An 18,682-nucleotide genomic window follows, 5' to 3' on the forward strand; every position below is an offset into this window, starting at 1 on the left:
CGGGGCGAAGTCCCCTACCCGCCCTTCGCCCGTTCCCCGGGCTGCGCCCGGACCCCTTGGGGGGGGGGGGCGCCCCCCCCCCCCCCCCCCGCCCCGCCCGGGGGGGGGGGGGGGGGGGGGCGGCCCCCCCCCCCCCCCCCCCCCCCCGGCGCCGGACGCTCAGGCCGCCGTCTGCTGCGCCGTCGGCGGCTTCGGCGCGGAGCCGGCGCTCCACGGGCGGCACAGGACGACGAAGCAGAAGACCGCCAGGAAGGAGCAGGTCACCTGGACCAGGGCCATCGGTACCGCCGTGTCCTCGCCCGCGATCCCGACCAGGGGGGAGGCCACGGCTCCGACCAGGAAGGAGGAGGTGCCGAGCAGGGCGGAGGCCGAGCCGGCCGCGTGCGGGGCGCGCATCAGGGCCTGCGCGTTGGTGTTCGGCAGGACCAGGCCCATCGCGGACATCAGGACGAACAGCCCGGCGCAGATCGGGAAGAGCCCGACCTCGCCGAAGACCCCGGAGGTCATGAGGAGCAGGGCGACCGAGGCCGTCGTGATGACCGCGAGCCCGTACCCCAGGACCTTGTCCAGGCTGACCCGGCCGACCAGCAGCTTGCCGTTGATCTGGCCCACCGCGATCAGGCCGAGGGAGTTGACGCCGAACAGCAGGCTGAAGGTCTGGGCCGAAGCACCGTAGATCTCCTGCACGACGAACGGCGAGGCGGAGATGTACGCGAACAGCACCGCGAAGGCGAAGCCGCCGGCGAGCGTGTAGCCGGTGAAGACCCGGTCGGCGAGCAGTCCGCGCATGGTCCGCAGCGCGGCGCCGACGCCGCCGGTCTGGCGCCGCTCGGGCGGCAGGGTCTCGCCGAGCCTGCGCCAGACCAGGAGGGTCAGCAGGGCCCCCACGACGGTGAGGACGAGGAACACCCCGCGCCAGTCGGCGAAGCGCATCACCTGGCCGCCGATGAGCGGGGCGATGATCGGTGCCACGCCGGATATGAGCATCAGCGTGGAGAAGAACCGGGCCATCTCGACCCCGTCGTACAGGTCGCGCACGACGGCACGCGCGATGACGATCGCGGCCGCGCCGGCCAGCCCCTGGAGCAGCCGGAAGGCGATCAGCAGCTCGACGGTCGGGGTGAAGGCGCAGATGGCGGTGGCGAGGACGTAGACGACCATGCCGGTGAGGAGGGGGCGCCGGCGGCCCCACTTGTCGCTCATCGGGCCGATCACCAGCTGGCCGAGGGCCATGCCGGCGAGGCAGGCGGTCAGGGTGAGCTGGACGGTCGCGGCCGGGCTGTCCAGGGCCGTGGTCACCGTCGGCAGGGCCGGCAGGTACATGTCCATGGACAGCGGGGGCAGTGCGCTGAGCCCGCCGAGGATGAAGGTGACGAGCAGTCCCGTCCGGCGGGCCGCCGTCAGGGGAGCGGTGGTGGTGAGGGGGGAGGGATTCGCCTTCGTCGACGAGTCCTTCGAGGGCGCTGTCGCGTGGCCTCGCTCCGGCATACGGAACTCCAGTCTTCTTATCGTGTCTTCACACCCCCTGATGGCCCCATGTTCTCAGCTGTCGGAACATTCCGGGACCGAAGCGCCCTGTGACGTAGCCTGCGGCCCCATGAACGCAAGCGTGAAGAAGATCGCCGTAGTGACCGGAGCCGGCTCGGGGATCGGCCGCTCCGTGGCGCTGACCCTGGCCGCCGCCGGATGGTCGGTGGCCGTCGCGGGCCGCCGGACCGGGCCCCTGGAGGAGACCGCCGCAGCCGCGCGGGCCGCCGCCCCCGGAGCCGACGTGCTCTGCGTTCCGGCCGACGTGAGCGACCCGGACGACGTGGCCGCGCTCTTCGAGACGGTGCGCGAGCGCTACGGGCGGGTCGACCTGCTCTTCAACAACGCCGGCACCTTCGGCCCGGCCGGAGTCCCGCTGGAGGACATCTCCTACGAGGCCTGGCGCTCGGTCGTCGACGTCAACCTGACCGGCTCCTTCCTCTGCGTGCAGGCCGCCTTCCGGGTGATGAAGGCGCAGGACCCGCAGGGCGGCCGCATCATCAACAACGGCTCCATCTCCGCGCACGTGCCCCGGCCGAACTCGATCGCGTACACCGCGACCAAGCACGCCATGACCGGCCTGACGAAGTCCCTGTCGCTGGACGGACGCCCCTACGGGATCGCGTGCGGGCAGATCGACATCGGCAACGCGGCCACCGAGATGACCGAACGGATGCAGACCGGGATCATGCAGGCCAACGGGCAGCTCGCGGTGGAGCCCGTCATGGACGCGGCCGACGTGGCCCGCACCGTGCTGCACATGGCGGAGCTCCCGCTCGGGGCGAACGTGCAGTTCGCGACGGTGATGGCGACCGCGATGCCGTACATCGGGCGCGGCTGACCACACAGCGGGCGCGGCTGACCACACAGCGGGCGCGGCCGACGGCACAGCGGGCCCGGCTGACCGCACATCGGGCCCGGCCGACCGGCGGGAATGATCACCGGGGCTCCGGGGTTGTGCCGGTCATGACGATCGAAGTGCTGCGCTACACCGCCTTCTCCGACGATCCCGAAGGCGGAAACCCCGCCGGGGTCGTGCTCGACGCGAGCGGTCTCGACGAGGCGGCGATGCTGGAGATCGCCGCCGAACTGGGCTACAGCGAGACGGCCTTCCTCACCGCTGCGCCCCAGGGTCTCGGCGGGGAGCCGGGGCGGGCGTTCTCCGTGCGCTACTTCAGCCCGAAGGTCGAGGTCCCGTTCTGCGGGCACGCCACCGTGGCCACCGCCGTCGCGCTCGGCGAGCGGGTCGGCCCCGGCGAGCTGCTGTTCGCGACCCGGGCGGGCACCGTGCCGGTGTCGGTGACCCGCGAGGGCGGCGGTCTGCGCGCCACCCTGACGAGCGTGGAGCCGCACACCGAGGAGCTGGACCCGGCCGACCTCGCCGAGGCGCTGGCCGCGCTGGGCTGGCCGGCCGCCGACCTGGATCCGGCGTTCCCGCCGCGGATCGCCTACGCCGGCGCACGCCACCTGGTGCTGGGCGCCGCCACCCGGGCCCGGCTCGCGGACCTCGACTACGACTTCGCCCGGCTGGAAGCGCTGATGCGGCGCCTCGACCTGGTCACCGCGCAGCTCGTGTTCCGGGCGGGCCCGGCGCGGTTCCACGTGCGCAACCCCTTCCCGGTCGGCGGCGTCGTCGAGGACCCGGCGACCGGCGCGGCCGCGGCCGCCTTCGGGGCGTACGCGCGCGAGCTCGGCCTGGTCCCGGCCGACGCCGTCCTGACCCTCCACCAGGGCGAGGACATGGGCCGCCCCGGCGTCCTGACCGTCGAGCTCCGCTCGGGCGACTCCCGGGTCCGGGTGGGCGGCGCGGGGGCGCTGATCCCGTAGTGCGGACCGAGACGTACGCGCCGTACGAGGTCCTGCCCCCCGGGCTCGCCGCACAGGTGGCGGCCCTGGAGGCGCAGGCCTGGCCCGGGTCGTCCCCCGGCCACGACCCGGCGCTGGCCCCGCGCGCGGTGCTGCTGCTGGACGCCGACGGGCGGGTCGCCGCCTGCCTGGCGCTCCTGCACAAGCCGGTCCGGCTCGCGGACGGGCACACGTACCGCGCGGCCGGGCTGAGCGGCGTGGTGACCCGGGCCGACGTACGGGGCCGGGGCCACGGGAGCCGACTGGTGGCGGCGGCCCGCGCCCTGCTCGACGCCGATCCGGCGGTGGACCTGGCGCTGTTCAGCTGCGACCCGGAGCTGGTCCCCTTCTACGAGGCGGCCGGCTTCGAGGTGCTGCCCGGCACGGTCCTGGTCGGCGGCACCCCCGCGGAGCCCCTCGCCACGGACGCCCCGGGCCTCGGCAAGACGGTGCTCGGGGCGTTCCCCGCCCGCGCCGGGGACGGCGAAGGCCGCGCGGACCGGGTCCGCGCGGCCTTCACCGGCATCCGCGTCCCCCTCTACCCGGGGACGATCGACAGGCTGTGGTGAATCGACAGGCTGGGGTGATGCGACAGGCTGGGGTGAGTCAGGAGTTGCTCGGCTCCGGCTTCGGCTCCGGCTTGCTGCGCCTGGCCGGAGATCCGACGAGGAACAGGGCGAGCACCGGGACCAGGTAGAGGGCCCATACGACGGCCTGGAGCACCGTCGGGTCCGGCTGGAAGTTGAAGGTGCCCTTGAGCAGGGTCCCGTACCAGCTGTCCGGCGCGATCGTCTCGCTGATGTCGAAGGCCTTGTTCGCCAGCCCCGGCAGGAAGTCCGCCTCCTGGAGGTCGTGGACGCCGTACGCGAGCACGCCCGCGGCGACCACGACCAGCATGGCGCCGGTCCACGTGAAGAACTTCGACAGGTTGATCGTCAGCGCGCCCCGGTAGAACAGCCAGCCCAGGACGATCGACGAGCCGATGCCGAGCAGCACGCCGATCAGCGGGCCCGCGCCGTTCCCGGCCGCGTGCACCGAGCGCCACACGAACAGCGAGGTCTCCAGGCCCTCCCGGCCGACGGCCAGGAACGCCGTGGTCACCAGCGCGCCGGTGCCCATCGCGAGCGCCGCGTCGAGCTTGCCCTGGAGTTCGGACTTCATGTTCCGCGCGGTGCGCTTCATCCAGAAGACCATCCAGGTGACCAGCCCCACGGAGATGATCGACAGGCTGCCGCCGATGGCCTCCTGGGCCTTGAAGGTCAGTTCCTGCGTGCCGAACTCCAGGCCCGCGCCGAAGGCGAGGGACAGGGCGGCGGCCAGGCCGACGCCCAGCCACAGCGGCGTCAGCTTGTCCTTGTTCCCGGTCTTGACCAGGTAGGCGATGAGGATGCAGACGACGAGGCTGGCTTCCAGCCCCTCGCGCAGTCCGATCAGATAGTTGCTGAACACTTCGGTTCTCCTCGTCCCCTACGCGAACAGCGTCCGGCCCCACCAGTCGTCCTTGTCGCGGACGCCCGGCGGGACGGCGAAGACGGCCGAACCCACGTGCTGGATGTATTCGTTGAGCGAGTCGTTCTTCGACAGGTTCCGCTGGAGCGGGACGAATCCCTTGCGGACGTCGCGCTGGTAGGCCAGGAAGAACAGGCCCGCGTCGAGCCGGCCCAGCCCGTCCGTGCCGTCGGTGAAGGAATAGCCGCGGCGCAGGATCGTCGCGCCGCTGTTGCTGTCCGGGTGGGCGAGACGCACGTGCGCGTCCGGCTTCATCGCCTTCAGGAACGGCTCGTCGCGCTCCTTCGACTTGCCGACGGGGGCGCCTTCGCCCTTGTCGCGGCCGAAGACGTCCTCCTGCTCCTGCAGGGAGGTCCGGTCCCAGGTCTCGATGTGCATCCGGATGCGCCGGGCCACCAGGTACGAGCCACCGGTCAGCCAGTCGCTGCCGTCCTCGGCGCCGACCCACACGTGCTTGGCCAGGGCCGCGTTGTCGGTGCCCGAGACGTTCCGGGTGCCGTCCTTGAAGCCCATCATGTTGCGCGGGGTCTGCGCGTCCGGGGTGGTCGACGAGGTCTTGCCGAAGCCCAGCTGCGACCAGCGCACCGCCGTCTTGCCGAAGCCGATGCGGGCGAGCTGGCGGATGGCGTGCACCGCGACCTGCGGGTCGTCGGCGCAGGCCTGCACGCACAGGTCGCCGCCGGAGCGGGCCGGGTCGAGGTTGTCGCCGGGGAACTGCTCCAGGTCGATCAGGGCTTCCGGGCGCTTGCCCTCCAGGCCGAAGCGGCCCTTGGCGAACAGGCCCGGCCCGAAACCGATCGTCAGGGTGAGGCGGGAGGCCTTCAGGCCCAGCGCCTCGCCCGTGTCGTCCGGCGGGGCCTCGGGAAGTCCGCCGTAGCCGCCCTCGCCGACCGGCTGGCCGGCGGTCATCAGGCGGGCTGCCTGGGTCCAGTCCTTGAGGAGCTGGACCAGCTCGGCGCGGTCCTTCGTCTTCACGTCGAAGGCGGCGAAGTGCAGGCGGTCCTGGACGGCACTGGCGATGCCGGCCTGGTGCTCACCGTGGAACGGCACGGCCGCGCCGGCCGAGGCCGCCGAGACCATGTCGGAGCCGGAGTTCAGGGCGACGGCCGTACCGCCGGCCGCCGCGGCGCCGAGCGCGAGGCCCGCTCCGCCCCAGCCGAGGACGGTCCGGCGCGAGGGCGCACCGGAACCCGTCTGCTCCGACGCGCCTTCGGGCGCGCCCTGCGCTGCGTCCTGCGACGCGGGCTGCTGCCCGGACACCGGCTCGCTCATGTGAGGTCTCCCGCCTGCTCTGCTGTTCCGGAGTTACTTCGCGGCCGCGGCGGCGAGCTTCGAGAGCGGCTCGGCCAGCGCGTTGACGCCGTCGGACAGCTCCTTGCGATCGGCCTCGCCGACCTTGTCGTACGAGGTGAACTCGTAGGCGGCCTTGTTCGGGCGGTACTTCTCCAGCAGGTTGGTCAGCGCCGCGAACTGCTTCTCCAGCTCGGTGGTGAGCGCCGGGTCCGTCTTCGAGGTGATCGGCTTGAGCAGCTCGAAGGCCTTCTCCGCGCCCTCGACGTTGGCCTTGAAGTCGACCAGGTCGGTGTGGCTGTAGCGCTCTTCCTCGCCCGTCACCTTGCCGGTGGCGACCTCGTCGAGGAGCTCCTTGGCGCCGTTCGCCATCGAGGTGGGGGTGATCTCCGCCTGGCCGACCTTCTTCTGCCACACGGTGAGGTCGGCCATCAGGGTCTCGGCGAGCTTCTTGTCCGCGTCGTCGATCTTGTTGCCCTCGAAGAGGGACTTCTCCAGCTTGTGCCAGCCGGTCCAGTCCTTCTCCGGGTCCTGGCCGGCCTCCAGGCCGTCCTCGCGGACGTCGACCTTCGGGTCGATGTCACCGAAGGACTCGGCGACCGGCTCGGTGCGCTCCCAGCCGATGCGCGAGGGGGCGTACGCCTTCTTCGCGGCCTCCAGGTCGCCGGCCTTGACCGCGTCCGCGAAGGCCTGCGCCTTGGGGATGGTCTCGTCGGCCTGCTCCTGCACGTACTTGCGGTACGCGGCGACCGCGGCGTCGGCCTCGGGGCTGCGCTTCTCGGCGGTGCCCGCTCCGGTGACCTTCACGGTCTGGCGGATGCCGTCGCCCTTCATGCCGGGCTTGCAGGCGATCTCGTAGTCGCCCGCCTTGAGCTCGGCGGTGATGGTGGCCTTGGTGCCGGGGCCGATGTTCTCGCGCTCGGCGACGATGCGGTCGTCCGGGAACAGGACGTAGAGCTCGGTGACCTTGGAGCCCTTGTTCTCGACCTCGAAGGCGACCTTGCCCGCGGGGAACTCCTTGGCGGAGACCTCGCAGGCGGAGTCGGAGGCCGCCACCTTGATGGTGCCGTCGCCGGACGCGTCGCTCTTCTCGGAGCAGCCGGTGACCGCGGTGAGGGCGGCCACGACGGCGGCCGCGGTGACGACGGTGAGGCGGACGGGGCGCATAGGGGGCTCCTGGGCAGTCTGGCGTTCGGCAGACGACCGCCCCGATCGGGTGGGGGCGGCCGGTGAGGCGGACCTAACTTAACCGAGGCTTACCTGACCAATACCCGCACGTCCAGTGATTCAGCCCACACCTTCCGGGGCGGGACACGGGGCCGTCACGGGTGCCCCACGCCGACCCCATGACCGGGTCAAGCCGAGGTCAAGCCCAGCCGGCCGTTCCGTACGGCGGAACGGTCCGCTCCGGCCTCCTCCGGCCCGCCGTCCCGCACGGGGACCACCAGCGGCGCCCCGGTGCGCGGGTGCGGCAGGACCTCCACCGGCTGGCGGTAGACCCGGCTCAGCAATCCGTCCTCGAACACCTCCGCCGGCGGGCCGTCCACCGCGATCCGGCCCTCGTGCAGCACCGCGACCCGGTCCGCGTACGCCGCGGCCAGCCCCAGGTCGTGCAGGACCACCACGACCCCGTCCCCGGCCGCCGCCCGGTCCCGGCAGATCCGCAGCACCAGCTCCTGGTGGCGCAGGTCCAGGGCCGCCGTCGGCTCGTCGAGCAGCAGCAGCGGGGCCCCCTGGGCCAGTACGCGGGCCAGCGCGACCCGGGCCCGCTCACCGCCGGAGAGTCCCGAGAACGGGCGGGCCGCGAAGCCCGTCACCTCGGTGGCGGCCATGGCGCCGGCCACCGCCTCCTCGTCGCCGTCGGCCGAGCCGGTGCCCGCCCAGGGGGCCCGGCCCATCCGTACGACGTCCGCCACGGGAAAGGGGAAGGCCAGTTCGGCCGACTGGGGGAGCACGGCCCGGCGCAGGGCCAGCTCGGGAGCCGGCCAGCCGCCCACCGGGCGGCCGTCGATCAGCACCTCCCCGGAGGTGGCCGCCAGGTCCCCGGACAGGGCCGCCAGCAGGGTGGACTTGCCGGCTCCGTTCGGTCCGACCAGGGCCAGCACCTCCCCGGCGCGCACGGTCAGCCCGATCCCGGCGAGCACCTCGCGCCCGCCGAGCCGCAGGCGCAGCTCCGTGACCTCGGCGAGCGGCGCGCCGGGGCCCGGCCGGGCGGGAACGCTGCGCCGGCTCCTGCGGAATGCGAGGCCGGACCGGAACCGGACGCTCATGCCCAGCCTCCTTGCTTGCGACGGGTGCGGCGCAGCAGCCAGAAGAAGAACGGGCTGCCGAGCAGGGCGGTCAGGACGCCGAGCGGCAGCTCGGCGGGCTGGGCGAGGGTCCGCGCGGCCAGGTCCCCGGCCACCAGCACCACGGCTCCGGCGAGCGCGCTGCCCGGCACCAGGAAGCGGTGCCCCGGACCGTTGGCCATGCGCAGCAGGTGCGGTACGAGCAGCCCGACGAAGGTGATGATCCCGGCCACGGCGACCGCCGCCGCGGTGAGCAGCGCGACGACCAGGATCAGCGCGAGCCGCAGCCGCTCCACGTCGACGCCGAGGTGCCGGGCGGGGCGCTCGCCGAGGGACAGCAGGTCCAGTTTGCCCGCGTAGAAGGGGGCGGCCAGCAGGCCGGCCAGCGCGCAGGGCAGGACGGCCAGCACCTTCGGCCAGGTGGCCTGGGCCAGGGAGCCGAGCTGCCAGAAGGTGATCTGGTTGACCTGGCCGCTGTCCGCGAAGAAGACGAACAGGCCGATCAGGGCGCCCGCGAAGGCGTTGACGGCGATGCCGGTCAGGATGAGGGTGACGACCTCGGTCCTGCCTCCGTTGCGGGAGAGCAGGTAGACGGCGCCCACGGTGATCAGCCCCGCGGCGAACGCGCAGGCGGTGATGGTCCAGTTGCCGAAGAAGCTCAGGCCCAGCCCGATCGCCGCGACCGCACCGACGGCCGCGCCCGCGGAGATCCCGATGACCCCGGGCTCGGCGAGGGGATTGCCGAACACCCCCTGCATCAGCGCCCCGGCGCAGCCGAGGCTGCCCCCGACGAGCAGGGCGAGCACCACGCGGGGCAGCCGTACGTTCCACAGCACGCTTTCCCCGACCCGGTCGAGGGCGGCGCCCCCGAGGCCCAGGCGGTGCTGCACCGACCCGACGACCTCCCCGAGCGGGATCTCGTAGGCCCCCACTCCGGCGGACACCAGCGCGAGCAGGACGAGTACGGCGGCCAGCGCGCCGGTGAGCCAGGCGGAACCCCACCGCCGCCGGGGCGGTGCGCCGGCAGCGGTGGGGACGGCCCGGGGCGCCGCCCGCTCGGGAGCGGGAAGGGGATCCGCTCCGGGCGGCGTCCCGGGGGCTTCGTAGGAGAGGGGCACGTCAGGAGGCCTTGCCGTAGAGCTGGGTGATGAGGGAGGTCAGCACCTGGTCGGTGCGCGGACCGTAGTTGAGCAGGACCCCGTCGTCGACGGTGACCACCCGCCGGTCCATCCCCGCCGGGGTCTGGGCCACGCCGGGGATCTTGACCAGCCCGTCCACGCCGCCGACGGACTCCAGGCCCTTGGACATGACGAGGATGACATCGGGCGCGGCGGCCGCCAGGGCCTCGCTGGTGATCGGGGTGAAGTCCTTGCCGAGCCCCGACTCGGGGCCCGTGTCCACCGCGCCGGCCGCCTCCAGCAGGGAGCCGGCGCCGGAGTCGGAGCCGCCCATCAGGTACACGGAGGCGGTGCCGCGCAGGTAGAGGAAGGCCACGCGCGGCTTCTTGCCCGAGGCGGGCAGGGTCTTGCGGGCGGCGGCGATCCGGTCGGCGGTGCGCCGGTTGAGCTGCGCACCGGCCTCCTTGACGCCCAGTGCGGCGGCGACCGCGTCGGTCCGCTTCGCCACGTCGTCCAGGGACTTGGCGGGGGCGACCACGAGCAGCGGGACGCCCGCGTCGCGGATCTGCCGGATCGCCTCGGCGGGGCCGGAGGTGGTCTCGGCCAGCACCAGGGTCGGGCGCAGCGACAGCACGCTCTCGGCGGAGACCTCGTGGCCCCGCGTCACCACGGGCAGGTCCGCGGCCTGTTCGAAGGTGGCGGTGATGTCCTTGGCGACGACCTTCGGGCCGAGCCCGAGGCTGTACACGATCTCGCTGAGGCCGCCCGTCAACGGGATCACCCGGTCCGCCGAGGTGACGGTGACGGGGGCGCCGTCGGCCGAGACCACGGTCGCCGGGAGCGCGGGCACGGGCGCCTGGGGGAGCGGCTCCACCCGGTCCGGGAGGGCCGGGGCGCCGGCTCCGGCGGTGGGGGAGGAGGGGGCGGCCGTACCTCCGCAGGCGCTCACGCCGAGGGCCAGGACCACGGAGGTCAGGGCAACGGCGAAGCGGGACATGCGGGTTGACGCGGCGGGCGTAGGCACGAAGGCACCGTCCTGATCGTCCGACTGGGAGCGGGAGTGGCTGGCGAAGACACGTCCCGGTTCACGGTTCAAGTTCCGGGTGCCGGGGGGTTTCCCGCCTGGCCGGATGTAGCTTAGGTTAGCCTAACCTCGCTCGCTAGACCCTGGAGGGGACATTCATGTCCGCTGGACCTGCCCGTGCTCGCGCCGTCGCCTTGCTGGCGACCCTGGCGGCCCTGCTGGGAGCCCTGCTCCCGGCGACCGCCGCCCAGGCGGCGGGCCGCACCGTGGAGGGCGGCCGACTCGACTGGGGCATCAAATCCTCCTTCCAGAGTTACGTCACGGGTCCCATCGCGAAAGGCGCGTTCAAGCTGAAGGGTGGAGCCGCCACCGCCGGCGGCAGCCTGTTCCGCTTCCACTCCGCCAACGGCTCCTACGACCCGGACAGCGGCGCCCTGGAAGCCTCCTTCAGCGGCGGCGTCACCTTCCAGGGCCACCAGAAGGCCGACGGCACCTACGAGCTGGACATGAGCGTCAGCCGCCCCACCGTCAAGATCAGCGGCGGCAGCGGCACCCTCTACGTGGACGTCTCCAGCAAGGCCAAGGAAGGCGGAGCGGTCACCACCGCCGCCCAAGTCCCCTTCGCCAAGCTGAGCCTGGGCGGGATCGACATGAAGGGCGGCGGCAGCCCGATCGCCCTCGCCAACGTCCCGGCCACCCTCACCGACCAGGGTGCCAAGGCCTTCGCCGGCTACTACGCGGCGGGCGCGGCGCTCGACCCGGTCTCGCTCTCCGTGGACGTCAAGGCCGCGGCCGCCGAGCAGCCCGCCCCGAGCACCCCGGCCGCGGAGACCCCGCAGACCTCCCAGACCTCCCAGGCCCCGCAGGCCGCCGGGGCGTTCACCGACGCCGCCGTCGACTGGGGCGTGCGGCGCACCTTCCGCGAGTACGTCTCCGGCTCCATCGGCCAGGGCAGGTGGGAACTCGCCGAAGGCGCCCAGGACGGCGGCGCCCTGTTCCGCTTCCCGCAGGGCAAGGGCGCCTACGACGGGGCGAAGGGCACCCTCGACGCCGCCTTCGCCGGCTCCGTCCACTTCACCGGGGCCCACCTCGACCTGAAGCTGGCGAAGGTCACGGCCAAGGTCGAGAACGGCAAGGGCGTGCTGTCCGCGGACGTCACCACCGGCACGGACACCAAACCCGCGGTCCCGCTCGTGGAGTTCGACGCCAAGGGCCTCAAGACCGAAGGCGGCCTCGCCACCCTCACCGAAGCCCCCGCCACCCTCACCGAGGGCGGAGCCCAGGCCTTCAACTCCATGTACAAGGCGGGCACGGAGATGGACCCCGTCTCCCTCGCGGTCGCCCTCGACGCCACCGCGAAGCTCCCGGCCCTCCCGAACCTCGGCTCCACGGCCACCCCCGCCGCCCCACCGGCCCCGTCCCCGGCCGCCGCCGCGAAGCCGGCGAACTCCTCGAACACCGCCCTGTACACCGCCCTCACCGCAGCCGCCCTCGCCCTCGCGGGCGCCGCGATCTACCTGACCCTCCGCAGGCGCAGCAGGGCGGCGGCGGGCAGTGGCACCCCGGGCGCAGCTACGGCTCCGGGCGCCGGAACTCCGCCGGCAACGCCGGGCGCTGGAGCTGCGGCCGCAGCTCCAGCATCAGGCGCCGGAACTCCGGCTCCGGGCGCCGCAGCCCCGGCCGCCGGGACACCTGACGCCTCCGACTCCCCGGGCCCCTCCGGGGGTGACGGCGCCGCTCCGCGCGGCTGACCCGCTGACCCGAACCCCCGAACCCCACCCCCGAACCCCACCCCCGAACCCCGCCACCCGAACCCGTACCGGCGGCAAGGCCTCTCGCACGCCCCCCGCCGTGTGGCCCGGGCCAACTGACCGCCCGGCCGGCAGTCCCCGTACCGCCTCCCGCTCAAGCCCCGCAGGGCCCCGCACCCGCGGGCTCCGTACCACCCCCGCCGTGCGGGCCCGGGCCAACTGAACTGCCCGGCTCGCAAGCCCCGTACCCCCGCACCAGCCCCGCAGGGCCCCGTACGCCGGGGCTCGGCTTTGCCCTGCCCCCGCAGGGCCCCGCACCGCCCCTCCCTTCACCCCCGTTTCAGGAGACCCCGTCATGTCATCGATCCGCCGCCCCATCGCCCTCGCCGCCGCCGTGGCCACCGCCGCCGCGATAGCCGCCACCGCGTTCGTCCTGCCCGCCACCGCGGCGAGCGGCACCGCGCAGGCCGCCTCCGCGGCGCAGGGCGCCCCCGCGACGATCCCGGTCCTCGGCGGCACCCTCGACTGGGGCGTCCTGGAGAGCTACCGCACCTACGTCACGACCATCGCCCAGGGCCAGATCACCGTCGCGGACGGCGCGAAGAAGACCGCCAAGGGCTTCACCTTCGGCTCGGCCACCGGCCAGTACGACCCGGCCACCCACCTCGTGACCGCCGCCTTCAAGGGCAGCGTCACCTTCACGTCGGCCGCGCACCACTTCGAGGTGAAGCTCGCCAACCTGCGCATCGACACCGGCAAGAAGCTGCTGCTCATCGACGTCACCCGGGACGGTGTCCTCACCAAGGACGTCGGCTTCGCGAAGGTCGCCTTCGCCGGGCAGTCGATGGCCGACCTGGGCACCACCCTGACCGCCGACGCCGCGAAGCTCCTCGGCTCGGACGGTTACAAGGACAAGGCGGGCGACCCGCTGACCGCCGTACTGGAGTTCCCGCCGCCGCCCTCCCACAGCCCCTCCCCGTCCGCCTCGGCCTCTGCCTCCGCCTCCGCCTCCCCGTCGAAGAGCCCCTCCCCGACGGCCTCGGCCTCGGCGTCGGCCACTGCCTCCCCCTCGAAGCCGGCCTCCCCCTCGCCCTCCGCCTCCACCGGCTCCCCGGCCACCGGCGGCCCGCAGCAGATCCTCGGCGGGAAGCTGGCCTGGGGCATCAAGGAGTCCTTCCGCAAGTACGTGCAGGGCGCGGGCGGCACGATCACCCCCACCGACGGCGCGGTCGCGAACGGCGACAGCTTCGCCTTCGGCGGCGGCAAGGGCACCCTCGACACCAAGGCGCGGAAGCTGAACGCCACCTTCGCGGGCAACCTCCGCTTCCAGTACGCGGCCCACGGCATCGACATGACCTTCGGCAACGTCCGCATCAACGCCGAGGGCGGCAAGGGCACCCTGATCCTGGACGTGAAGACGGCCGCCGGGACCAAGGCGAACATCCCCTTCGCCACGCTCGACCTCTCGAAGGCCGAGTACAGGACCAAGAACGGCGTGCTCACCCTGAACTCGGTGCGCACCGCGCTCACCGCCGAGGGCTCCGCGGCCTTCGCCAACGACACCACCGGCTCCATGTACCCGGTGGGGACCCGCGCGGACGACGTCAACCTGACCGTCTCCGTGGACAAGGACGCCGTCCTGCCCACCACCCCGGCCGGCACGGGCGGCACCGGCGGCACCGGCACCACCGGAGGCGGCGGCACGGTCGGCGGCGGCCTCGCCGCGACCGGCTCCGAGATCCCGGCGGGCGCGCTGCTCGGTTCCTCCGCCGCCATCGTCGCCGCGGGCGCGGGCGCGGTGTTCGTCGCGCGCAGGCGCCGCACGGCCCAGAACTGACCCGTGCTTCAATGCCCGCGTGAACGATCTCGACGTCCTGAGGGTCTTCTGCGCGGGTGACGGCAGCCACGGCAACGTGCTGGGCGTCGTACGCGACGGCCGCTCCTGCCCCGACGACGCGTCCCGGCAGGCGCTGGCCGCCGAACTCGGCTACGGCGAGACGGTGTTCGTCGACGATCCCGAGCGCGGGATCGTCGACATCCGCACCCCCGGCACCCGGATGTCCTTCGCCGGGCACCCGCTGGTCGGCGTGGCGTGGCTGCTCGACATCGAGGAGCTCCAGCCGCCGGCGGGCGCCGTATGGGTGCGCGACGACGGGGAGTTCACCTGGATCACCGCCCGCCCCGAGTGGGTCGAGGGCAAGCGCACCGAGCAGTACGCCGACGCGGCCGCGGTCGACGCGCTGCCCGCCCCGCCCCCGGGCGAGGGCTGGCTGTACGCCTGGGCCTGGGAGGACGAGGCGGCGGGCCGGATCCGCGCCCGCGGTTTCCCGCGCCGACCCGACGGGGCGATCACGGAGGACGAGGCCACCGGCTCGGCGGCGATCGTGCTCACGGCCGAACTGAACCGCGCCCTGAACATCACCCAGGGCGCGGGCTCCCAGATCCTCACGGCCCCGGGCCCGGACGGCACGGTCGAGGTAGGCGGCCGAGTCCGCTTCGCGTAATCCAGCCCCGCCGGCACCACATCAAGCCCCGGCGGAGCCAAATCCAGCCCCGCCGACCCCGCATCCAACCCTGCCGACACCGCATCGAACCCCGCCGGCAGCACATCCAACCCCGCCGGAGCCAATTCCAGCCTCGCCGGCGTTTGAGGCGCGGGGTCTGGGGCGGAGCCCCAGAAGCCCGGGCGCAGCCACCGTCCCCCTCTCGTGCCGGGGGGGGGGGCAGCGCAGAAGGGGGCCGGGCCCGACGGGCCCGCCCCCCTTCCCCGTTCAGCCCGCCGCAGGCGCTACGCGCTGAGCGGGAACTGCTCGCCCAGCTCGCGGAAGACCGCGCCGTTGAAGTCGAAGGCGCGCTTGCACTCGTCGATGATGCGCTGCTTCTCCAGGTCGTCCGCGGCGATGGTGTCCAGCAGCTCGCGGTAGGTCCGCTTGAAGGCGGCCGGGTTGGAGATGTCCGCGAAGACGTAGAAGCGCACGCCGTCGCCCTTGCGCGCGAAGCCCCAGGTCCGCTCGGCCTTGTCGCGGATGATCTGGCCGCCGGAGAGGTCGCCGAGGTAGCGGGTGTAGTGGTGGGCCACGTAACCGCCGGGCCAGGTGGCGGCGCACTCGGCCACGCGGGCCGCGTAGGCCTCGGTGGCGGGCAGCGCTACCAGGCTCTCGCGCCATGCGGGACCCCGCAGGTGGGCCAGGTCCCGCTCGATCTCGGCGAGGCGCATCAGTTCGGGCTGTATGAACGGCCCGGCGACGGCGTCGTCCTTCAGGGCCTCCGCTGCGTCCTCCAGGGCCTTGTACACGAACCACAGCTGCTCGGTGTAGCGCGTGTACGCGTCCACTCCGAGGCGGCCGCCGAGCAGGTCGCTCATGAAGGTCGAGGTCTCCGCCTCGGTGTGCTGCTCGTGCGAGGCGACACGGATGACGGTGGAGAAGGCGTCCAAGACGGACCTCCGAGGAATCGGAAGAAAAAGGGGGAGCCGGGCGCGGCGGCCGTGCCGCCACACCCGATCCTCCTACTTAGGCTTACCTAAGTCAATGTGTTCCCGACGCCTTGTCGGTAAAAACCTCCGCGGAATGTTTTCCCGGGGATCAGGGCAGCGTGAGGATCTCCGCCCCGGTGTCCGTGACCACCAGTGTGTGCTCGAACTGCGCGGTCCGCTTCCGGTCCTTCGTGACCACCGTCCAGCCGTCCTCCCACATGTCGTACTCGTGGGTGCCAAGGGTCAGCATCGGCTCGATGGTGAAGGTCATCCCGGGCTCGATGACGGTGGTGGCGTGCGGGCTGTCGTAGTGCGGGACGATCAGGCCGGAGTGGAAGGACGAGTTGATTCCGTGACCGGTGAAGTCCCGGACGACGCCGTAGCCGAAGCGCTTCGCGTACGACTCGATGACCCGGCCGATGATGTTGATCTGCCGGCCCGGCCGTACGGCCTTGATGGCCCGGTTCAGAGCCTCGCGGGTGCGCTCCACGAGCAGCCGCGACTCCTCGTCCACGTCCCCGCACAGGTACGTGGCGTTGTTGTCGCCGTGCACCCCGCCGATGTACGCGGTCACGTCGAGGTTGACGATGTCGCCGTCCCGAAGGACGGTCGAGTCGGGGATCCCGTGGCAGATGACCTCGTTGAGGGAGGAACACAGGGACTTGGGGAAACCGCGGTAGCCCAGCGTCGAGGGGTAGGCGCCGTGGTCGCACATGTACTCGTGGGCGACCCGGTCCAGCTCGTCGGTGGTCACCCCCGGTGCGATCAGCTTGGCGGCCTCTTCCATCGCCTGGGCGGCGATCCGGCCGGCGATGCGCATGGCCTCGATGGTCTCGGCCGTCTGCACCTCCGGTCCGGTGTACGGAGTGGGCGCGGGCTTGCCCACGTACTCGGGCCGGCGGATGTTTCCGGGAACGGAACGGACGGGAGTGAGCTCGCCTGGTACGAGCAGCGACTGGCCAGACATACGAGCGAGTGTATCGAGCGGGTATGGGGCAGCATGGCGACAGAGAGAGGAGCCTGACGATGGCCCTGTTCAAGAAGCGCCAGGTGGGCAAAGCCGGCGAGTGGTACTACTGCCTGGTCCACAAGAAGGTCGAGGAAGGCCCCGACTGCCCTGCGAAGGACCGTTTCGGCCCCTACGCGACACCCGAAGAGGCGAACCACGCCATGGAGACGGCGCAGGAGCGCAATCTCGAATGGCAGAACGACCCCAAATGGAACGACAAGACCCGCGAGACGGAAGAGGGCACCGGGACCCCTTAGCCAACCGGGACCCCTCGGCAGCCAACCGGGACCCCTCGGCCAACCGGGCCCCCGGCCAACCGGGACTCCCCGGCCAACCGGGACTCCGGCTACCAGCGGCTGGGCGGCGGCGCGGCCAGCTGGTCGGCCAGCCGCGCCAGCCGGTCCCGGAACCGCCTCGGCCCGCGCTGCACCGGCATGCTGTTCTCCCCGGCCGCCGCGCTGACCAGGTGCTGCACCGTGTCCAGGTCCAGCTCGGCGGCCCCGGCCGGTACGGACAGCGCCTCGTGCGCGAGCGTCCCCAGATCCGCGTCCCCGCCGTCCAGGGACAGTACGGTCGCCCCCGCGCGCCGGGCGTCGTGCACCCGCTCCAGCAGCCCGTCCCCGGGCTGCTCCGGAGCCACCACCAGCAGGGTGTGACCGCGCCGGGCCGCCTCCAGCCGGCTCAGGCCGACCGACAGGTGCGGGGCGTCACCGGGCAGCACCCGGTGGCGTACGAGCGTGGGCGCCAGCTCCGGCAGTCCCGACCAGGCGGCCTCGTCGACGAGGTGCGCCGCCAGGTGCCAGGGCTCGTACTGCTCGGTGCCGACCAGCAGCAGGTTCCCGCCGGCCGGAACCACCGACCGGCGCAGCGTTCCGGCGAACCGGCGCGCGGCGCCGGGCCACTCCGTACCGGCGAGCACCTCGCGCAGCAGCGCGACTCTCACTGCGTCCATATCGGCATCCTGCCGCATGGAAGGGACAAACGGGAGCCGTTCCCCCCATCTCCCGCCCGACCGCCACCCCCCCGCCCACTTCGGCATCTCCGGCCCACTTCGGCATCTCGCGGCGTCCGTGCATTCGCCTCTGACGATCTCGCGGCTACCCTCGCCCCCATGACCTCCACAGACAGCACCCAGCAGCCCGCGAAGGCCCCCGCCAAGGACCCGTGGGACCTCCCCGACGTCTCCGGCCTTGTCGTCGGCGTCCTCGGCGGCACCGGCGACCAGGGCCGCGGCCTGGCCTACCGGCTCGCCCGCGCCGGGCAGAAGGTGATCATCGGATCCCGTGCCGCGGACCGCGCGCGGACCGCCGCCGACGAGCTCGGCCTCGGGGTGGAGGGCGCGGACAACGCGGAATGCGCGCGCCGCAGCGACATCGTGATCATCGCGGTGCCGTGGGAGGGCCACGCCAAGACCCTGGAATCGCTGCGCGAGGAGCTCGCGGGCAAGCTCGTGGTCGACTGCGTCAACCCCCTCGGCTTCGACAAGCAGGGCGCGTACGCCCTCCAGGTCGACGAGGGCAGCGCGGCCCAGCAGGCCGCCGCGCTCCTGCCGGACTCCCGCGTCACGGCGGCCTTCCACCACCTCTCCGCGGTCCTCCTCCAGGACGAGTCGATCGAGGAGATCGACACCGACGTGATGGTCCTCGGCGAGGTCCGCGCCGACACCGACATCGTGCAGGCCCTCGCCGCCCGGATCCCGGGCATGCGCGGAGTCTTCGCGGGCCGCCTGCGCAACGCCCACCAGGTCGAATCCCTGGTGGCCAACCTCATCTCCACCAACCGCCGCTACAAGGCCCACGCGGGCCTGCGCATCACGGACGTCTGACCCCACCGGCCCCCGGTACCA

Annotated in this window: 18 protein-coding genes; 8 read left to right on the forward strand and 10 right to left on the reverse strand. The window is 73.0% G+C overall.

Annotated elements, in window-relative coordinates; all coding sequences use genetic code 11:
- Nucleotides 1–159: 159 nt before the first annotated feature.
- Entirely contained in the window at nucleotides 160–1,488 is a 1,329-nt protein-coding gene (locus ACIA8F_RS35880; protein WP_399385221.1) for a Bcr/CflA family multidrug efflux MFS transporter, read from the reverse strand.
- A 109-nt stretch (nucleotides 1,489–1,597) separates the two neighbouring features.
- Here ACIA8F_RS35880 and ACIA8F_RS35885 point away from each other — a divergent pair, with 109 nt between their 5' ends.
- From ACIA8F_RS35885 to ACIA8F_RS35895, 3 genes are all read left to right on the forward strand, one after another.
- On the forward strand, nucleotides 1,598–2,368 hold the full coding sequence (locus ACIA8F_RS35885; RefSeq protein WP_399385222.1) for an SDR family oxidoreductase: 771 nt from the start codon (nucleotides 1,598–1,600) through the stop codon (nucleotides 2,366–2,368).
- Nucleotides 2,369–2,493: 125 nt separating this feature from the next.
- A complete protein-coding gene (locus tag ACIA8F_RS35890) occupies nucleotides 2,494–3,354 on the forward strand; it encodes a PhzF family phenazine biosynthesis protein (RefSeq protein WP_399385223.1) in 861 nt (286 codons plus the stop codon).
- Complete coding sequence (locus ACIA8F_RS35895) at nucleotides 3,354–3,941, forward strand: GNAT family N-acetyltransferase (RefSeq protein WP_399385224.1); 588 nt, start codon at nucleotides 3,354–3,356, stop codon at nucleotides 3,939–3,941. The genes ACIA8F_RS35890 and ACIA8F_RS35895 overlap by 1 nt, the downstream gene beginning before the upstream one ends.
- A gap of 37 nt (nucleotides 3,942–3,978) precedes the next feature.
- Here ACIA8F_RS35895 and efeU read toward each other — a convergent pair whose 3' ends face one another.
- From efeU to ACIA8F_RS35925, 6 genes are all read right to left on the reverse strand, one after another.
- A complete protein-coding gene (gene efeU, locus ACIA8F_RS35900; protein WP_399385225.1) occupies nucleotides 3,979–4,821 on the reverse strand; it encodes an iron uptake transporter permease EfeU in 843 nt (280 codons plus the stop codon).
- Between the two features lie 18 nt (nucleotides 4,822–4,839).
- On the reverse strand, nucleotides 4,840–6,153 hold the full coding sequence (gene efeB, locus ACIA8F_RS35905) for an iron uptake transporter deferrochelatase/peroxidase subunit (protein ID WP_399385226.1): 1,314 nt from the start codon (nucleotides 6,151–6,153) through the stop codon (nucleotides 4,840–4,842).
- A 33-nt stretch (nucleotides 6,154–6,186) separates the two neighbouring features.
- Nucleotides 6,187–7,338 carry an iron uptake system protein EfeO gene (gene efeO, locus ACIA8F_RS35910; RefSeq protein ID WP_399385227.1) on the reverse strand — a complete coding sequence of 384 codons (1,152 nt, stop codon included), beginning with the start codon at nucleotides 7,336–7,338 and terminating at the stop codon, nucleotides 6,187–6,189.
- Nucleotides 7,339–7,526: 188 nt separating this feature from the next.
- The gene (locus ACIA8F_RS35915; protein ID WP_399385228.1) at nucleotides 7,527–8,441 is read right to left on the reverse strand and encodes a heme ABC transporter ATP-binding protein; all 915 of its coding nucleotides are present in this window, start codon (nucleotides 8,439–8,441) and stop codon (nucleotides 7,527–7,529) included.
- Entirely contained in the window at nucleotides 8,438–9,577 is a 1,140-nt protein-coding gene (locus tag ACIA8F_RS35920; RefSeq protein WP_399385229.1) for a FecCD family ABC transporter permease, read from the reverse strand. The genes ACIA8F_RS35915 and ACIA8F_RS35920 overlap by 4 nt, the downstream gene beginning before the upstream one ends.
- A gap of 1 nt (nucleotide 9,578) precedes the next feature.
- Nucleotides 9,579–10,601 (reverse strand): hemin ABC transporter substrate-binding protein, encoded by a 1,023-nt coding sequence (locus ACIA8F_RS35925; RefSeq protein WP_399385230.1) that lies wholly within the window; start codon nucleotides 10,599–10,601, stop codon nucleotides 9,579–9,581.
- A gap of 158 nt (nucleotides 10,602–10,759) precedes the next feature.
- On the opposite strand from ACIA8F_RS35925, the gene ACIA8F_RS35930 reads away from it, so the two are divergent.
- The 3 genes from ACIA8F_RS35930 to ACIA8F_RS35940 all read left to right on the forward strand — a co-directional run bounded on the left by ACIA8F_RS35930 (nucleotide 10,760) and on the right by ACIA8F_RS35940 (nucleotide 14,856).
- Entirely contained in the window at nucleotides 10,760–12,352 is a 1,593-nt protein-coding gene (locus tag ACIA8F_RS35930; RefSeq protein ID WP_399385231.1) for an HtaA domain-containing protein, read from the forward strand.
- Between the two features lie 355 nt (nucleotides 12,353–12,707).
- Nucleotides 12,708–14,189 carry an HtaA domain-containing protein gene (locus ACIA8F_RS35935; protein ID WP_399385232.1) on the forward strand — a complete coding sequence of 494 codons (1,482 nt, stop codon included), beginning with the start codon at nucleotides 12,708–12,710 and terminating at the stop codon, nucleotides 14,187–14,189.
- A gap of 19 nt (nucleotides 14,190–14,208) precedes the next feature.
- Nucleotides 14,209–14,856, forward strand: a complete 648-nt coding sequence (locus ACIA8F_RS35940; protein ID WP_399385233.1) for a PhzF family phenazine biosynthesis protein — start codon at nucleotides 14,209–14,211, stop codon at nucleotides 14,854–14,856.
- A 284-nt stretch (nucleotides 14,857–15,140) separates the two neighbouring features.
- Here the strand turns inward: ACIA8F_RS35940 and ACIA8F_RS35945 are convergent, their stop codons facing one another.
- The gene (locus ACIA8F_RS35945; RefSeq protein ID WP_399385234.1) at nucleotides 15,141–15,788 is read right to left on the reverse strand and encodes a heme oxygenase (biliverdin-producing); all 648 of its coding nucleotides are present in this window, start codon (nucleotides 15,786–15,788) and stop codon (nucleotides 15,141–15,143) included.
- Between the two features lie 148 nt (nucleotides 15,789–15,936).
- The gene (gene map / locus ACIA8F_RS35950; RefSeq protein ID WP_399385235.1) at nucleotides 15,937–16,794 is read right to left on the reverse strand and encodes a type I methionyl aminopeptidase; all 858 of its coding nucleotides are present in this window, start codon (nucleotides 16,792–16,794) and stop codon (nucleotides 15,937–15,939) included.
- Between the two features lie 59 nt (nucleotides 16,795–16,853).
- Here map and ACIA8F_RS35955 point away from each other — a divergent pair, with 59 nt between their 5' ends.
- Nucleotides 16,854–17,093, forward strand: a complete 240-nt coding sequence (locus tag ACIA8F_RS35955) for a hypothetical protein (protein ID WP_399385236.1) — start codon at nucleotides 16,854–16,856, stop codon at nucleotides 17,091–17,093.
- An 89-nt stretch (nucleotides 17,094–17,182) separates the two neighbouring features.
- Here ACIA8F_RS35955 and ACIA8F_RS35960 read toward each other — a convergent pair whose 3' ends face one another.
- Entirely contained in the window at nucleotides 17,183–17,788 is a 606-nt protein-coding gene (locus tag ACIA8F_RS35960; RefSeq protein WP_399385237.1) for a hypothetical protein, read from the reverse strand.
- A gap of 159 nt (nucleotides 17,789–17,947) precedes the next feature.
- Between ACIA8F_RS35960 and npdG the strand changes: the two genes are divergently transcribed.
- The gene (npdG, locus tag ACIA8F_RS35965; protein WP_399385238.1) at nucleotides 17,948–18,661 is read left to right on the forward strand and encodes an NADPH-dependent F420 reductase; all 714 of its coding nucleotides are present in this window, start codon (nucleotides 17,948–17,950) and stop codon (nucleotides 18,659–18,661) included.
- Nucleotides 18,662–18,682: the final 21 nt, after the last annotated feature.

The organism is Streptomyces sp. NPDC051563 (genome assembly GCF_044454225.1).
Taxonomy (GTDB): Bacteria; Actinomycetota; Actinomycetes; order Streptomycetales; family Streptomycetaceae; genus Streptomyces.

Excerpts from the sequence above, each read along its gene's own strand:
- efeO (WP_399385227.1), bottom strand. The coding sequence starts at position 7,338 with ATGCGCCCCGTCCGCCTCACCGTCGTCACCGCGGCCGCCGTCGTGGCC.
- ACIA8F_RS35955 (WP_399385236.1), top strand. The coding sequence starts at position 16,854 with ATGGCCCTGTTCAAGAAGCGCCAGGTGGGCAAAGCCGGCGAGTGGTAC.
- ACIA8F_RS35935 (WP_399385232.1), top strand. The coding sequence starts at position 12,708 with ATGTCATCGATCCGCCGCCCCATCGCCCTCGCCGCCGCCGTGGCCACC.
- ACIA8F_RS35885 (WP_399385222.1), top strand. The coding sequence starts at position 1,598 with ATGAACGCAAGCGTGAAGAAGATCGCCGTAGTGACCGGAGCCGGCTCG.
- ACIA8F_RS35890 (WP_399385223.1), top strand. The coding sequence starts at position 2,494 with ATGACGATCGAAGTGCTGCGCTACACCGCCTTCTCCGACGATCCCGAA.
- ACIA8F_RS35880 (WP_399385221.1), bottom strand. The coding sequence starts at position 1,488 with ATGCCGGAGCGAGGCCACGCGACAGCGCCCTCGAAGGACTCGTCGACG.
- ACIA8F_RS35930 (WP_399385231.1), top strand. The coding sequence starts at position 10,760 with ATGTCCGCTGGACCTGCCCGTGCTCGCGCCGTCGCCTTGCTGGCGACC.
- efeB (WP_399385226.1), bottom strand. The coding sequence starts at position 6,153 with ATGAGCGAGCCGGTGTCCGGGCAGCAGCCCGCGTCGCAGGACGCAGCG.
- ACIA8F_RS35960 (WP_399385237.1), bottom strand. The coding sequence starts at position 17,788 with ATGGACGCAGTGAGAGTCGCGCTGCTGCGCGAGGTGCTCGCCGGTACG.
- map (WP_399385235.1), bottom strand. The coding sequence starts at position 16,794 with ATGTCTGGCCAGTCGCTGCTCGTACCAGGCGAGCTCACTCCCGTCCGT.
- npdG (WP_399385238.1), top strand. The coding sequence starts at position 17,948 with ATGACCTCCACAGACAGCACCCAGCAGCCCGCGAAGGCCCCCGCCAAG.
- ACIA8F_RS35915 (WP_399385228.1), bottom strand. The coding sequence starts at position 8,441 with ATGAGCGTCCGGTTCCGGTCCGGCCTCGCATTCCGCAGGAGCCGGCGC.